The organism is Paenibacillus chondroitinus NBRC 15376 (assembly GCF_004000765.1).
Classification (GTDB): domain Bacteria; phylum Bacillota; class Bacilli; order Paenibacillales; family NBRC-103111; genus Paenibacillus_E; species Paenibacillus_E chondroitinus.
In genome coordinates this window covers 92,860-109,888 of record NZ_BILW01000008.1, presented here as the reverse complement: position 1 = coordinate 109,888, position 17,029 = coordinate 92,860, and the positions used below count along the sequence as shown (strand labels likewise).

Here is a 17,029-nt window from a genome sequence, read left to right as displayed (position 1 = left end):
TTTGCTTTTCTTATGGTCAAAAAATCGTTTCAGCTTATCTTAAGCTAACTTTTAGGTTAATTTCAGCTTCTCTACTTATTTAGTTCACAATTAACATGTAAATTGTAAATGTGAGTGATACATGCACAAACCGATAATTATTTATCTAGTAAATAGAGCCTACTGGAAAATACTTATCAATGAAATTTAGTATATACTCACGTATACTAAGTCGTGTAGCCGAGATGATAGCCGCGGAGCTACATAGAACGGCTGAAACAATGATTCAAACTGTCGTCCCGTTGGTTATAAGTTTTTATAACAAAAAACTTTAAAATATTAGGAGGAAACAAAACCTTATGAAGAAAACTCTATCCGTAGTCCTTACATCCGCTATGGCTCTTTCCATGTTTTCATCTCTAGCATTCGCAGCAAAATCGTCTGCGGATTTCACAGATTTGAAAGACCTGGATGCTGCTACAAAAGCGAAATTTGATGCGATGATCTCCGCTGGTATCTTCGACGGCGTATCCGAGACAACATTTGGTCTGAAAGATGAAATGAACCGTGCGCAATTTGCAAAAGTTGCTGCATTGATCATGGGTCTTGACGTTAATAAAGATTTGAAAACTTCCAGCTTCACTGATGTTAGTGTTGACGACGCGGCTAACGGTTATGCACTTCCTTACATCGAAGCTTTGAAAACTGCTGGTGTTACTGACGGTTATGCAGAAGGCCAATACAACCCGGCTGGTAAAGTAACGAAAGAACAATTGGCTACTTTCTTGGTTCGTGTTCTTGGTCAAGATGAAGCAGCTAAAGGTAAAACAGGTACAGATGCAACAGTATCCGGTTGGGCACAAGGTTATGTCGCATTGGCGCTTGAATTGAAACTTCTTTCTAACGGTGAAGATGGTACATTCGGCGGTATGGCTAACGCAACTCGTGACCTGCTTTTGACTGGTGCTTATGAAGCAAAACAACAATACGTACCAGCTGGTAAAGTTTCCGTTACAGGCGCAAAAGCAACAGGTGCGCAACAAGTAACAGTAACTTTCAACAAGCCGGTTGATACAGACAAAGCTACGTTGAGCTTGAAAAAAGGAACTAGCGATGTTGTTACAACTACAAAATTCTCTGATGACAAGAAATCCGCGGTTTTAACATTGACTGATGTAAAAGTAAGCAATGGCGAATACACAGTAACTGTTTCCGGTTTGGATGCAGCTACAGTTGATAAAACAACAGCAACTTTCACAGGTGAAGATGAAGTTCTTACAAAAATCGACTTCGTAAATGCTGGCGACACAATCGCATATGCAGATAAAACGATCGTAAAAGTAAAAGCTTCTAACCAATATGGTGAGAATGCAACAACAAACGCTGGTTCTTACAATGTATACACATCTGCGGCAACATTCACTAAGATCACAAAAGATACTGATGGTACTTTGTTGATCACTTTGGATACAGCTAATGAAAGCACAACACAAGGTGTATCTGTAATCCCAGTAACTATTGTTAACAACGACAGCCACATCACAGCTACGAAAAACTTCAAATTGGGTACACAACCAATCTTGACAAAACTTGAGCTTGGTGATGCTCGTTACTCCGTAGGTACAACACTAAATGGTAAAGGCGAAAACGTGAAATTTGACCTTAACCTGTTTGACCAATACGGTGGTACAATCTCTTACGACTCTTTGATGAACGCAAAAGTATACAGCAACGGTAACACAAGCACGTCTAAATTGTTCGGTGACACAACTGTAATCTGGAACGATTACATCCCAGCTGAAGATGTGAAAACAGAAGTAGAAGATAACGGTAATGATATCCCACAAGTGAAAATCTCGTTGCTCAATGATGTAGATAAAGCTGGCGACTATAACTTCACAGTATTCAACCAAGCAGCTACAGCAAGTGGTAAAGTATCCATTAAATCTTCGAAACTTGCGAACAAAGTTGAAATTGGTGAAATGAACGATGTGATCGCGGCTGGTGACACAGAAGTTTATATTCCTGTCGTAGCTTATGATGCAGCTGGTAACCAATTAAGCATGGATGACCTGACTAGCGATGAAAACATCAAACGTATCCAAGTGAACGTTTCTGGTGTTGAAGGTCAAACAACTGCTAGCATCCTTGATTCCGGTGAGCACAAAGGTTCAATTAAACTGAACCAAATTAGCAACAACACTAAAGGTGCAGTATCGATTACAGCGATCATCGCAACAGCGAATGCAAGCAGCACTTCCACAAAAACATTTACAGTTGCTGACGCTCGTGTACCTGATCACTTCAAAGTAGTAACAGATCCTGCGAAATCCATTGTAAAAGGTGGAGAATCTGATATTGAGCTCGCGGTTATTGACCAATACGGCCAAGTACTTGACGATGCACATTTCACAGATAGCCAAGGTAACAATGCTCCAACTTTCGTTGACGGTTCGAACAACAAGTATCAAGTAAAAGTTGAAGTAACAGCTACAGGTACTGCTGCTGGTACAATCGGCCTGAAAAAAGGTGACGATAACAACAATGCAATTACTTCTGCCATTTTTGGTAAAGGTGAAACTGCTGGTGACTTCAAAGCATTCAATGACGAGTACACACTGTTCACAACTGAAGGTGCTACTGAAGGTGCAAAAGCAGATTACACAGCAACAATCACGAAAAATGGTACTGAGATCTCCAAATTGACAAGAACGATCACAGTTGCTAGTGCAACAGACGACCTAACTTACTCCGTGAACGCTGTTCCAACATTGTTCAACTTTAGTGATAGCGGCGTAGTTGTTGGATCGACTTATGGTACTGATGGTACAGCGATCTCTGCTGATGATCTGAAAGATGTAACGAAATCTCAAGTATTTGCACAAGAAGTTAAACTTACAGCTAAAAACGCTTCTGGCGACACTGTAAAACTTCCAGCTGGTACAATCACAGACATTAAGACATCGAACAACGCAGTTGCAAAAGTAGCGCTTGTTGGTGGTAAAGCATATGTTCTTGGTAACAAAACAGGTACAGCTACATTGAATGTAACGTACAGAACAATTAAAGGTGAAATTAAAACAGCTACTGTTGCAGTAACATCGAAAAACGATGCACTTGCAGTTGACAAAGTTGAAGCAGACAGCACAATGACAGTTGCTACAACTGGTGGCAATGCATTCATCAATCCAGACCTAATTGTTACTGATAACTATGGTGTTGAGTATGAGCAAGAAGATGCTCAAAAAGCTAACGGTGTACTCGGCGTAACATTCTCTGCTAACGGCTACTCCGCTAACGTTTCTGCAGTGTCCATCGATGCGAATGGTAACATTCAAGTAACGAAAACATCTGATGCTGATGGATCCTTTGATCTAACAATTACATCACCAAGTGGTAAATCCGATGTGGTTGCAGTAACTGTAACTGGTACAGCTAATAACAAATAAGATTCACCATTTCAAGAAAGAAGGCCAATTGGCCTTCTTTTTTATTTATATGCTTTGCATAAATCACCATGGGAAATAGTTATCAATGATTTTATCACTAGTCGATAGTATACTAAGTTTGTAGCCGAGATGATATACAAAAAGATATACGAAAATGATTGCAAGGCACTATTCACTCAAAAAGTTAATCCTAAGTTTTTATAACAAAAAACTTTAAATATTAGGAGGAAACAAACCTTTATGAAAAAAACACTTTCCGTAGTTCTTACTTCCGCTATGGCTCTTTCCATGTTCTCATCCTTGGCATTCGCAGCGAAATCCTCTGCTGACTTCACAGATTTGAAGGATCTGGATGCCGCTACTAAAGCAAAATTCGACGCGATGATCTCTGCAGGTATTTTCGATGGCGTATCCGAAACAACCTTTGGTTTGAAAGATGAAATGAACCGCGCACAATTTGCAAAAGTTGCCGCATTAATTATGGGTCTTGACGTAAATCAAGATTTGAAAACATCGAGCTTCACTGACGTTAGTGTTGACGATTCAGCCAATGGTTATGCACTTCCTTATATCGAAGCTTTGAAAACAGCTGGTGTAACTGACGGTTATGCGGAAGGTCAATACAATCCGGCAGGTAAAGTAACCAAAGAACAATTGGCTACTTTCCTGGTACGCGTTCTTGGACAAGACGAAGTTGCTAAAGGTAAAACAGGCACGGACAAAACAGTCTCCGATTGGGCACAAGGTTATGTTGCTTTAGCACTTGAATTGAAACTTTTAACTAATGGCGAAGATGGTACATTTGGCGGCCAAGCTAACGCAACTCGGGATCTTTTATTAACTGGCGCTTATGAAGCAAAACAACAATATGTACCGGCTGGTAAAGTTTCTGTTACTGGAGCGAAAGCAACTGGAGTTCAAAAAGTTGAAGTTACCTTTAACAAGCCTGTTGATGTAGAAAAAACCAAGTTATCCTTGAAAAAAGGTAACTCTGATGTTGTAACAACTACCGCTTTCGCGGCAGATAAAAAATCTGCGGTTTTAACACTAACAGACGTTAAAATCAGCAATGGCGAGTACACAGTAAATATGAGCGGTCTTGATGAAGCTGCTGTTGATAAAACGACAGCTACTTTTAAAGGCGAAGACGAAGTAATGAAAAACATCGAATTCGTATCCGCGAATGACACGATCGCTTATGCAGATAAAGTAATTGTTAAAGCTAAAGCTGTAAACCAATATGGTGAAGCTGCTTCCACAAATGCAGGTTCTTACGATGTATACACATCAGCTGCAACTTTTACGAAAATAACAAAAGACAATGATGGCACACTACTGATCACATTGGACACTAACACAAATGACACGACGCAAGGTGTAACTGTGATTCCAGTAACAATTGTGAATAATGACAGCCATATCACTGTAACAAAAAACTTCAAGCTTGGTACGCAACCAATCTTGACGAAACTTGAGCTAGGCCAACCGCGTTATTCTGTGGGCACCGCTCTAAATGCGAAAGGCGAAAATGTTAAGTTTGATTTGAACTTATATGACCAATATGGTTCTGTTATGTCCTATGAAACACTATCCAGTGAAGACAAGCTTAAAGATACTAGCTTAATCTGGAATGACTATCTTGCAAGTGAAGATGTTAACTATGTAATTGAAGATAACGGCAACGACATTCCACAAGTGAAAATCTCCTTGCTCAAAGATATTGATAAATCGGGAGATTTCGGCTTCACTGTATTTAACCAAGCGGCAACTGCAACAGGTAAAGTGAGCATTCAATCCGCAAAAGTAGCGACTAAAATTGAAATTGGCGACATGAATGATGTGATTGCATCCGGAGACACAGATGTATATGTTCCATTGATGGCTTATGATGCAAATGGCAAGCAACTGAGTGCAGACGATTTGGCAAGCGATGCGAACGCTGAACGTATTAGAGTTTCAATCTCTGGGGCAACGGGCAGCAGCACAATTGCAACTTCGGGTGAGCACAAGGGTATGATTAAACTAGATAAAATTGATGCTGGTTCTAACGGAGCAGTATCTGTGACAGCAGTTATTGCAACTGCGAATGCAAGCAGCACAGCAACTAAAACGTACACTGTTCACGATGCACGTATTGCGGACCATTTGAAAGAAGTAACAGTGCCAGCTAAAAATGCTGTTGCTGGAGCAACTTCTGATTTTGAGTTCAGCGTGATTGACCAATATGGTCAAGTGTTGGATGATTCCAACTATGTAAACAGCAATGGTTCTGTGGTTCCAACGGCAGATGGCAATACGAAATATAGCGTCGTCGCAACAGCAGTAACTTATGATGTAAATGGTAATGTTATTGATAATGCTACTGCGCATGTTCTTACGCCAAATGGCGACGTATTGACGAAAAATACGTACGAAAAAGGTACTAACGACTACAAAGCTTTCAATGATGAGTTCACTTTTGAAACAACAAGCGCAGCAAAAGAGGGGACTTACGTTAAGTTCACTGCTCAAATTCTTAAAGGTGATCAAGAGATTTCCAAAGTAGAAAGAACACTTAATGTTGTTGGTAAAAACGCAGATTTAACTTATAGTGTTGGAACAGTAGCACCATTGTTCAATGCTATGGATAGTGATGTTGTAAAGGACAGTGAATTGTCAATTGCAAAAAGCAAATTATCCCGCGAAGTAAAAATTACAGCTAAAAACGCTGCAGGTGAAATCGTTGAGCTTCCGGCTGTGGCTACACAAATTACAACTTCGAACCCTAGCGTGGCACAAGTTGCGATGGGTACTGGAGAGGATGCCGGTAAAGCTTTTGTTATGGGGAATAAAGAAGGCACTGCAACATTGAGTGTGACTTATCAAACGGTTGACGGTAATGTTAAACAAGCAAGTGTACCTGTAACGGTAAAAAGCGATATGGTTGCTGTAGACAAGTTGGAAGCTGGGGAATCGGAAGCAACGATTTCTACAGGTGCTAATGCTTATGCGGTAGCAGATCTGACTGTAACGGATAACTATGGTGTTGAGTACGACAAAGATGAAGCACCAGCTTACAACTATTTGATGGGTCTGGCATTCTCCGCGGATCAAGTTAAAGGAAAAGTGGAGATTAGTGCTGACGGAACAATCAAAGCTGATAGTGGCACAACATTTGATTTGATCATCACATCGCCAAATGGCAAGTCGACTGTAACGTCGGTAATTGTGAAGTAATTATTTTGGAGGAGAAGAAGGCCCTTCGGGGTCTTCTTTTTTTGCATTTTCCTAGTGCGAGCACAGACTAATCTAGCTATCTACTTGGAAAATACTTGTCAATGAATTAATGGCGAGATAATAGTATACTAATTCATGTAGACGAGGTGATAGAAAAGAAGCTACACGAAATTGATAGCAAGTTATTTCAATGTCGTCCCGTTGTCCCGTTGGTTATAAGTTTTTATAACAAAAAACTTTAAAATATTAGGAGGAAACAAACCCTTATGAAGAAAACTCTATCCGTAGTCCTTACATCCGCTATGGCTCTTTCCATGTTTTCGTCTCTTGCATTCGCAGCGAAATCATCTGCTGATTTTACAGATTTGAAAGACCTGGATGCTGCTACAAAAGCGAAATTTGATGCGATGATCTCCGCTGGTATCTTTGACGGCGTATCCGAAACAACATTTGGACTGAAAGACGAAATGAACCGTGCACAATTTGCAAAAGTTGCTGCATTGATCATGGGTCTTGACGTCAACAAAGATTTGAAAACTTCCAGCTTCACTGACGTTAGTATTGACGATGCAGCTAACGGTTATGCACTTCCTTACATCGAAGCTTTGAAAACAGCTGGCGTAACGGATGGTTATGCAGAAGGTCAATACAACCCAGCTGGTAAAGTGACGAAAGAACAACTGGCTACTTTCTTGGTTCGTGTTCTTGGTCAAGATGAAGCAGCTAAAGGCAAAACAGGTACAGATGCAACAGTATCCGGTTGGGCACAAGGTTATGTAGCATTAGCACTTGAATTGAAACTTCTTTCCAACGGTGAAGATGGTACATTCGGCGGTATGGCTAACGCAACTCGCGATCTGCTTTTGACAGGTGCTTATGAAGCAAAACAACAATACGTACCAGCTGGTAAAGTATCCGTTACAGGTGCAAAAGCAACAGGTGCGCAACAAGTAACAGTTACATTCAACAAACCAGTTGACGTTGAAAAAGCGAAATTAACGTTGAAAAAAGGATCTAGCGAAGTTGTTACAACAGCGAAATTTGCTGATGACAAGAAATCCGCGGTTCTTACATTGTCTGATGTGAAAGTAAGCAAAGGTGAATACACAGTAACTGTTTCCGGTTTGGACGCAGCTACCGTTGATAAAACAACAGCAACTTTCACAGGTGAAGATGAAGTTCTTACAAAAATCGACTTCGTAAATGCTGGCGACACAATCGCATATGCAGATAAAACGATCGTAAAAGTTAAAGCTTCTAACCAATATGGTGAGAATGCAACAACAAACGCTGGTTCTTACAACGTGTACACTTCTGCTGCAACATTCACTAAAATCACAAAAGATACAGATGGTACTTTGTTGATCACTTTGGATACAGCTAACGAAAACACAACACAAGGTGTATCTGTAGTTCCAGTAACAGTTGTTAACAACGACAGCCACATCACAGCTACGAAAAACTTCAAATTGGGTACACAACCAATCTTGACGAAACTTGAGCTAGGTGATGCTCGCTACTCCGTAGGTACAGCACTAAACGGTAAAGGCGAAAACGTGAAATTTGACCTTAACCTGTTTGACCAATATGGCGGTACAATTTCTTATGACTCTTTGATGAATGCGACAGTATACAGCAAAGACAATACAAGCACGACTAAATTGTTCGGTGACACAACTGTGATCTGGAACGATTACATCCCAGCTGGAGATGTGAAAACAGAGATTGAAGATAACGGTAACGATATCCCGCAAGTGAAGATCTCCTTGAACAAAGATCTTGATAAAGCTGGCGATTACGGCTTCACTGTGTTCAACCAAGCGGCTACAGCAAGCGGTAAAATTTCCGTTCAATCTTCAAAACTTGCAAACAAAGTTGAAATTGGCGAAATGAACGATGTGATCGCGGCTGGCGACAAAGAAGTTTATGTGCCAATCGTAGCTTATGATGCAGCTGGTAACCAATTAAGCATGGATGACCTGACAAGCGACGAAAACATCAAACGTATCCAAGTGAACGTTTCTGGTGTTGAAGGTCAAACAACAGCAACAATCCTTGATTCTGGTGAGCACAAAGGCTCCATTAAATTGAACCAAATCAATAACAACACAAAAGGCGCGGTATCCATTACAGCGATCATCGCAACAGCGAATGCAAGCAGCACTTCTACAAAAACATTTACAGTTTCTGACGCTCGTGTACCTGATCACTTCAAAGTAGTAACGGATCCTGCGAAATCTATCGTTAAAGGTGGAACATCTGCAGTTGAGCTAGCGGTAATTGACCAATACGGACAAGTGCTTGACGATGCGAACTTCACAGATAGCCAAGGCAACAATGCTCCAACGTTTGTAGATGGTTCGAACAACAAGTATCAAGTAAATGTTAAAGTAACAGCTACAGGTACTGATGCTGGTACATTCGGCTTGTTAGATCCTGCTGATAAAGAAATTACTTCTGCAACATATGGTAAAGGTGAAAAAGCTGGCGACTTCGAAGCGTTCAATGATGAGTTCACACTCTTCACAACAGAGAATGCTAAAGAAGGTGCAAAAGCTGACTACACAGCAACAATCACGAAAAACGGTACTGAAATCTCGAAATTAACTAGAACAATCACAGTTGCTAGCGAAACTGACGACCTGACTTACTCCGTCAACGCTGTTCCAACATTGTTCAACTTTACTGATAGTGGTGTAGTTGTTAAATCGACTTATGGTACTGATGGTAAAGAAATCTCTGCTGATGATCTGAAAGACGTAACAAAATCACAAGTATTTGCTCGCGAAGTTAAACTTACAGCTAAAAACGCTTCTGGCGACACTGTAAAACTTCCGGCTGGTACAATCACAGGCATTACAACTTCGAACAATGCGGTAGCTAAAGTTGCCCTTGTTGGTGGTAAAGCATATGTTCTTGGTAACAAAACAGGTACAGCTACATTGAACGTATCTTACAGAACAATTAAAGGCGAAATTAAAACAGCTACTGTTGCAGTAACATCTAAAAATGATGCCCTTGCAGTCGATAAAGTTGAAGCAGACAGCACAATGACAGTTGCTACAACTGGCGGTAATGCATTCCTTAACCCAGATCTAATTGTGACAGATAACTATGGTGTTGAGTATGAGCAAGAAGATGCACAAAAAGCTAACGGCGTACTGGGCGTAACATTCTCAGCTAGCAGTTACTCCGCTAACGTTACTGGCGTATCCATCGATGCTAATGGCAACATCAAAGTAACGAAAACATCTGATGCTGATGGATCCTTTGATCTGACGATTACATCACCAAGTGGTAAATCTGATGTTGTTGCAGTCACTGTAACTGGTGCAGCTAATAACAACTAAGATTAATGATTTAAAAAAGAAGGCCAATTGGCCTTCTTTTTTTGTTTTATAGACGTACTATGCACAAATCCAATCGTATTTATGTTGGAATGGATCTGTTGTTCTTTCAAAAAATAAAAAAAGTTTTTTTGAATAATCGCAACTTTTTCGAAACCTGTGCGTTTAATACTTTGAAAGCAAGCAAATAATAAAGAGTTAACCAGATTATAGTTAGCCATACAGATATCACAAAATAACTCTTTACGACGCTATTCGACCAATGTATAATGTAAATTGGTGTGGGTGTCTTTCTTCCTACTTTACGTTTACTAGTTTCCAATGCAGCTACTAGAGCTGCACGCGAACTTAGTTATATAATGCTCTAACTCTGGAAAGGGGGTGAACCAAACTATGAGTAAATCGAGCTCAAATAATACTAGCTTTAACCTAAAAAATAAAACCAAAGATATTCAAGGAGGAGAAAAAAAGGTTATGAAGAAAAGTTTATCCGTAGTTCTTTCTACAGCAATGGCATTATCCATGTTTTCGTCCCTAGCTTTCGCAGCGAAATCCTCTGCTGATTTCACAGATCTTAAAGATCTTGACGCAGCTACAAAAGCAAAATTTGATGCAATGATCAGCGCAGGTATTTTTGATGGAGTGAGCGACACTACATTTGGTCTTAAAGACGAAATGAACCGTGCTCAATTCGCAAAAGTTGCAGCTTTGATCACTGGTATCGAAGTAAACAAAGATCTTAAAACTTCCAGCTTCTCCGATGTTAAAGCTGACGACGCTGCTAACGGCTACGCTCTTCCTTACATCGAAGCTTTGAAAACTGCTGGTATTACTGACGGCTATGCTGAAGGTCAATACAACCCAGCTGGTAAAGTAACAAAAGAGCAATTGGCTACTTTCTTGGTTCGCGTACTGAACAAAGATGCTGATGCTAAAGGTAAAACTGGTACTGACACAACTGTTTCCGACTGGGCACAAGGCTATGTAGCACTTGCTCTTGAGTTGAAACTTCTTCCTGCTGGCGACGGCGGTAAATTCGGTGGCCAATCCAACGCAACTCGTGACCTTCTTCTTACAGGTGCATACGAAGCAAAACAACAATACGTAGCTCCTGGTAAAGTATCTGTTACAGGTGCAAAAGCAACTGGAGCTCAACAAGTAACAGTTACTTTCAACAAAGCTGTTGACACTGACAAAGCTAAATTGGCTTTGAAAAAAGGTACTTCTGAAGTAGCTACTACTGTTAAATTTGCTGATGACAAAAAATCCGCAGTTTTGACATTGACTGACGTTAAAGTTAGCAAAGGTGAGTACACAGTAACAGTTTCCGGTTTGGATGCAGCTGCTGTTGACAAAACTACTGCAACTTTCACTGGTGAAGACGAAGTTCTTACAAAAATCGACTTCGTAAACGCTGGCGACACAATTGCTTACGCTGACAAAACTATCGTTAAAGTAAAAGCTTCCAACCAATATGGTGAGAACGCTACTACAAACGCTGGTTCTTACAATGTTTACACATCTGCTGCAACATTCACAAAAATCACTAAAGATACTGATGGAACTTTATTGATCACTTTGGATACAGCAAATGAAAACACAACTCAAGGTGTATCTGTAATCCCTGTAACAATCGTTAACAACGATTTCCACATTACAGCTACGAAAAACTTCAAGTTGGGTACACAACCAATCTTGACGAAACTTGAGCTTGGTGCAGCTCGTTACTCCGTAGGTGACGCTCTTAACGGTAAAGGCGAAAACGTTAAATTCGACCTTAACTTGTTTGACCAATACGGTGGTACAATCTCCTACGATTCTTTGATCAATGCTAAAACATATAGCAAAGACAACAGCAGCACTACTAAATTGTTCGGAGAAACTACTATCATCTGGAATGACTACATTTCCACTGATGATGTGAAAACAGAATTCGAAGACAATGGAAATGATATCCCACAAGTTAAGATCTCTCTGAACAAAGATCTTGATAAAGCTGGTGACTACAACTTCACAGTGTTCAACCAAGCTGCAACAGCAACTGGCAAAATTTCTGTGAAATCCTCTAAAGTTGCTAATAAAGTTGAAATTGGCGACCTTAACGATGTAATCGCTGCTGGCGACAAAGAAGTATACATTCCAATCGTTGCTTACGATGCTTCAGGCAACCAACTTAGCCTTGAAGATCTGACTAGTGACCAAAACACAAAACGTATCAAAGTTAACGTTTCTGGTGCTGGTTCCCAATCTGTTGCTACAATTCTTGATTCGGGAGAGCACAAAGGAAGCATTAAATTGGATCAAATTAGCAATAATTCAAAAGGTGCAGTTTCTGTTACAGCGATTATCGCAGAAGCTAACGCAAGCAGCACTTCAACAAAAACATTTACTATTGCTGACGCACGTGTACCTGATCACTTCAAAGTAGTAACTGATCCAGCTAAAGGTGCAGTTGCTGGTGGTACAGCTGCAATTGAACTTGCAGTTATCGACCAATATGGTAAAACACTTGATGATGCTCACTACACAGATAATCAAGGTAACGATATTGCTAATGCAAGCACTAACGAGTATCTAGTAACTGTAACAGCAACTACTTACGATGCTGATGGTAACCCATCCAACTTAGCTGGTCTTAAAGCACCAGACGGAGATGTGACTACTTCTGCGGTCTTTGGTAAAGGTAAAACAAAAACTAGATTTGCAGGCACCCCTCAGCAAGTGACAGTTAAACAAGACTTCGAAGCGTTCAATGACGAATTCACATTGTTCACAACAGCTGGTGCTACTGGTGGTACTAAAGTTGAATACACAGCAAAAATCACTAAAAACGGTGTTGAGATCTCCAAGCTGACTAAAACATTAACTGTTGCAAAAGCTACTGACGATCTTACTTACTCTGTGAACGCTGTTCCTACATTGTTCAACTTGAGCGATAGCGGTACTGTTGTTGCATCAACTTACAGTACAATTGATAATCCTACTGTTATTAACAATATCATTGCTGATGACCTTAAAGATGTATCGAAATCTCAAGTGTTTGCACGCGAAGTTAAACTTTCTGCTAAGAATGCTTCTGGCGATGTAGTTAAACTTCCAGCAGGTACAATTACTGATATTAAAACATCTAACAACGCAGTTGCAAAAGTAGCTCTTGTTGGTGGTAAAGCTTACGTTCTTGGTAACAAGGTAGGTTCTGCTACATTGAACGTAACTTACAAAACTGTTAAAGGCGAAGTTAAGCAAACAACAGTAGCTGTTACTTCTAAAAATGATGCTCTATCGGTTGACAAAATTGCTGCTGATAGTGACATGACTATTAAAGTAAATACTTCTGGAGCAGCTGATGGTAACGCCTTTATTACTCCAGATCTAATTGTTACAGATAACTATGGTAAAGAGTATGAGCAAGATGTTGCTCAAAAAGCAAACGGAGTACTTGGTGTAACCTTCTCTGCTAACAGCTACTCTGACAACATTAGCGCTGTAACAATCTACTCAAATGGTAACATTGTTGTTACTAAAAATGATGATAAAGATGGAGCTTTTGATCTGACAATTACATCTCCAAGTGGTAAATCCGATGTAGTTTCAGTAACAGTACAAGGTCCTAAATTTGTTCCAACTCCATAATTAGCTTAATGTTAAATAAAAAGAAGGCCACTAGGCCTTCTTTTTATTTTTGTATATATGTAGTATGTACATATTTGTTGGTATTTATAATGTTCTTTTGACTATTCTCGATACTATTGAAAACGCTCATTTGAAGACTAGAATTGATCTGCGAGTCGTTCTTTCGTGTCATCCAAATCTTAAACAATTCTTTCGTTTGGCCAACTGATTCGAGCACTTTTGATTGGCTGGCAAGTATTTCATTGATACCTGTTTCTCCGCCATATTGTTTATAAATTGAAGTAGCATATTCTAATGATTTATTGTACTCTTCTGTTATCTCTAAATAATCGCGATCAAGCAAATCTTTAAGGTTAGGTACTTGATCTAAATCCATGTACTGCTGCAATTTACTAGCAAACATATAAATCTGCATGTCCGTATCACTTAGCCACTTATAAGCATTCTTTATAGATGTTTCTTTAACATTGTTCTCTCCAGTCTTTTCATTTTTCAAAGATACATTGACACTATACGACGAATCATCCCAAGCAACATCGGCACCTAACTGTCTTAACATATAAATCGGAACCATCGTTCTTCCGTTATAATTAATAGCTGGAACATCTTCTACTTTTAGTTCACTTCCATTTGTTTTTACGCCCACTATGGGATTGCCCTCAAAATCTCCGCGGGTGGAGGAAGCGTTGACGCTGCTGGTGATAAAGAATAAAATCATAGTCACAGTTAGTAATTTTTTCATAGAATCACTCCGTTTGCTAAATTATTTAATTGTAAATAATTCAACAAAAGAAGTAAGATATCCTTTAATTTTACAGATTATTAAGACAGGAGAGTTAATAGCGAATGAATATGAAAAAAATGGTCTTAGCAACAGGCGGTGCAATTCTACTATTATCTACATTCCTTTCAGTTTCCCAAGCTGAAGCTCCAACCCCAGGCTCGTCCACCGATCCGGTGATCACAAAGAGCTATTTTGATCAGAACACGTTAAGCGAAGCCAAGGTGAAGGAGATCGTTGCCTCAGCGATCGCTGCTAGCGCTGGCGGAAGCCAGCCTGGCAATGGGAGCAACGGAGGCGCAGGCACTACCCCAACGCCAGCGGAAATGAAGGTTGTCCAATTGACAAATGGACAAACGCTTTATGCCGGTGCTGGCGCCGAATTTATCGTGCGAAGCGGCAGAGTTCTCACTGTGAGCAGCGATGATAATGGCATCCCGGATGTGACGGGAGGCAAAGATCTTCCAGCGGGGACTGAACCTGCGCTGAATCATCTTTTGATTTTTCCAACAGAGGGTCGTGGCATAAAAACATCTCCGAAAAATACAGCAGACGTTTATGTCATGGTGCGCGGCAGCTATTTGTTGTTAAATGCAGATGGAAGCACGGTTGCGAAATAGTTTCTTCTCCACAATTTTACCCTTAATGACAACTTCTTATGAGGTTTGAGATCGGGAATCTAGCCATAATAAAGGTGTCCCCACTTGGGTCAACTGTTTACGGAGCATGGTTTTTAATAATAAAAACTCTGAGGAGGCGTTTATTATGGCTAGAAGTAACAACAAGTTGGTTCCTCAATCAAAAAAGGCTCTGGATGCACTCAAATACGAGATTGCTGCTGAGCTAGGATTGCCTGTGGGTAAGCAAATATCGGCAAATGCAGATACGGAATTTGCGACTGAGTTAGGTTCTATTCCCTCTTCTTCAGTGAAAGAGGATTATTGGGGACATATCTCTTCAAGAGATACTGGGGCTGTTGGGGGTACAATAACAAAAAGGCTGATCCAACGCGCGGAAGAAGCTTTGTTTTCTCTCTAAGATTAGAAATTATTCATAATTTATTCATGATTACATTCATTGACACTAGACGACAAATAAAGTAAGATAATTTATTGAAGGTCAATGTTTAATTTAACCTTTTCCAATCGGGAAAGGTTCATTTTTTTGTTGTCTTTATTCATGAATAGCTTGTTTTAAAATTTAGCAGTGCGGAATTCAAAGTTCTTGTCAGCGCTGAGCGCAAAAGAGGGATTCCGTTTGGCGTGAAAAGCTGCCGCTAAAGCCGGGCCCACTTTTTTTCATATAGAGGCATCGAGTAGAAGCTTTTCAAACATACTAAATGATATTAGGAGGATGAATGATATGGCGCAAGTACGTGGACGTCGTTTATTTACATCCGAATCCGTAACAGAAGGTCATCCGGATAAAATTTGTGACCAAATTTCTGACTCGGTATTGGATGCATTTCTTGCTAATGATCCCAATGCTCGTGTAGCATGTGAGGTATCTGTAGCAACTGGTTTGGTTTTGGTAATCGGTGAGATTACTTCTAGCTCTGAATATGTTGATATTCAAGCAATTGCAAGACAAACGATCAAAGAGATCGGGTACACACGTGCGAAGTACGGTTTTGACTACCAAACTAGTGCGGTTCTTGTTTCTTTGAATGAACAATCTCCTGACATCGCACAAGGTGTTAACAAAGCTCTTGAAGCTAGAGAAGGCTCTATGTCTGAAGAAGAGATTGAAGCTATTGGTGCCGGTGACCAAGGTCTGATGTTCGGATTTGCAGTTAATGAAACGCCAGAACTTATGCCGCTTCCGATTTCGATTTCTCACCAATTGGCTCGTCGTTTAACAGAAGTTCGTAAAAACGGAACGCTTCCATACCTGCGTCCTGACGGTAAAACACAAGTAACAGTTGAGTATATGGATGACAAACCAGTGCGTGTTGATGCGATTGTAGTATCTACACAGCATAGCGAAGATGTTACTTTAGAGCAAATCCAAAAAGATATTAAAGAACATGTTATTGCTCCTATCGTACCAGCACACTTGTTGGACGAAAACACAAACTATTTCATCAACCCAACGGGCCGTTTCGTAATCGGAGGACCTCAAGGGGATGCTGGTTTGACTGGCCGTAAAATCATCGTCGATACGTATGGCGGTTACGCGCGTCACGGCGGCGGTGCTTTCTCAGGTAAGGATCCAACAAAAGTTGACCGTTCCGGTGCATACGCAGCACGTTATGTTGCGAAAAACATCGTAGCTGCTGGACTTGCTGACAAATGTGAAGTTCAATTGGCTTACGCAATCGGTGTAGCACGTCCTGTATCCATTGCTGTGGATACATTCGGTACGTCTAAAGTAAGTGAAGAGAAATTAGTTGAGTTGATTCACAAAAACTTCGATCTTCGCCCAGCAGGTATCATTAAAGAGCTTGACCTGCGCCGTCCAATTTACCGTCAAACGGCTGCATATGGTCACTTTGGCCGTAATGACCTGGATGTTCCTTGGGAGCGTACAGACAAAGCTGAGCTTTTGAAAGCTCAAGCATTAGTTTAATATAGTTAGAAAAGCCATCCTATTATGGATGGCTTTTTACTTTCCAGTAAAACAGA

The 17,029-nt window shown here is 40.3% G+C and carries 8 protein-coding genes; 7 read left to right on the top strand and 1 reads right to left on the bottom strand.

Annotation, left to right across the window (positions count from 1 at the left end; all coding sequences use genetic code 11):
* The first annotated feature begins 338 nt into the window (after positions 1-338).
* The 4 genes from PCH02S_RS12400 to PCH02S_RS12385 all read left to right on the top strand — a co-directional run bounded on the left by PCH02S_RS12400 (position 339) and on the right by PCH02S_RS12385 (position 13,624).
* Positions 339-3,428, top strand: a complete 3,090-nt coding sequence (locus tag PCH02S_RS12400) for an S-layer homology domain-containing protein (protein WP_127453371.1) — start codon at positions 339-341, stop codon at positions 3,426-3,428.
* Between the two features lie 240 nt (positions 3,429-3,668).
* Positions 3,669-6,644 carry an S-layer homology domain-containing protein gene (locus PCH02S_RS12395; protein WP_127453370.1) on the top strand — a complete coding sequence of 992 codons (2,976 nt, stop codon included), beginning with the start codon at positions 3,669-3,671 and terminating at the stop codon, positions 6,642-6,644.
* Between the two features lie 266 nt (positions 6,645-6,910).
* Positions 6,911-9,994, top strand: a complete 3,084-nt coding sequence (locus tag PCH02S_RS12390) for an S-layer homology domain-containing protein (protein ID WP_127453368.1) — start codon at positions 6,911-6,913, stop codon at positions 9,992-9,994.
* A 390-nt stretch (positions 9,995-10,384) separates the two neighbouring features.
* Positions 10,385-13,624: an S-layer homology domain-containing protein gene (locus tag PCH02S_RS12385; protein ID WP_246069052.1), complete on the top strand. Its 3,240-nt coding sequence runs from the start codon at positions 10,385-10,387 to the stop codon at positions 13,622-13,624.
* 43 nt (positions 13,625-13,667) lie between these two features.
* Here PCH02S_RS12385 and PCH02S_RS12380 read toward each other — a convergent pair whose 3' ends face one another.
* Complete coding sequence (locus PCH02S_RS12380; RefSeq protein ID WP_127453366.1) at positions 13,668-14,366, bottom strand: stalk domain-containing protein; 699 nt, start codon at positions 14,364-14,366, stop codon at positions 13,668-13,670.
* Positions 14,367-14,470: 104 nt separating this feature from the next.
* Here PCH02S_RS12380 and PCH02S_RS12375 point away from each other — a divergent pair, with 104 nt between their 5' ends.
* From PCH02S_RS12375 to metK, 3 genes are all read left to right on the top strand, one after another.
* Positions 14,471-15,025 (top strand): hypothetical protein, encoded by a 555-nt coding sequence (locus PCH02S_RS12375; protein ID WP_127453364.1) that lies wholly within the window; start codon positions 14,471-14,473, stop codon positions 15,023-15,025.
* Between the two features lie 145 nt (positions 15,026-15,170).
* Positions 15,171-15,443: an alpha/beta-type small acid-soluble spore protein gene (locus PCH02S_RS12370; RefSeq protein ID WP_127453362.1), complete on the top strand. Its 273-nt coding sequence runs from the start codon at positions 15,171-15,173 to the stop codon at positions 15,441-15,443.
* A 324-nt stretch (positions 15,444-15,767) separates the two neighbouring features.
* Positions 15,768-16,973, top strand: coding sequence for a methionine adenosyltransferase (gene metK / locus PCH02S_RS12365; protein WP_127453360.1), 1,206 nt, complete (start codon positions 15,768-15,770; stop codon positions 16,971-16,973).
* Positions 16,974-17,029 lie beyond the last annotated feature (56 nt).

Bases quoted from the DNA above. Each gene is read 5' to 3' on its own strand.
- PCH02S_RS12400 (WP_127453371.1), top strand. From the start codon at position 339: ATGAAGAAAACTCTATCCGTAGTCCTTACATCCGCTATGGCTCTTTCC.
- PCH02S_RS12395 (WP_127453370.1), top strand. From the start codon at position 3,669: ATGAAAAAAACACTTTCCGTAGTTCTTACTTCCGCTATGGCTCTTTCC.
- PCH02S_RS12390 (WP_127453368.1), top strand. From the start codon at position 6,911: ATGAAGAAAACTCTATCCGTAGTCCTTACATCCGCTATGGCTCTTTCC.
- PCH02S_RS12385 (WP_246069052.1), top strand. From the start codon at position 10,385: ATGAGTAAATCGAGCTCAAATAATACTAGCTTTAACCTAAAAAATAAA.
- PCH02S_RS12380 (WP_127453366.1), bottom strand. From the start codon at position 14,366: ATGAAAAAATTACTAACTGTGACTATGATTTTATTCTTTATCACCAGC.
- PCH02S_RS12375 (WP_127453364.1), top strand. From the start codon at position 14,471: ATGAATATGAAAAAAATGGTCTTAGCAACAGGCGGTGCAATTCTACTA.
- PCH02S_RS12370 (WP_127453362.1), top strand. From the start codon at position 15,171: ATGGCTAGAAGTAACAACAAGTTGGTTCCTCAATCAAAAAAGGCTCTG.
- metK (WP_127453360.1), top strand. From the start codon at position 15,768: ATGGCGCAAGTACGTGGACGTCGTTTATTTACATCCGAATCCGTAACA.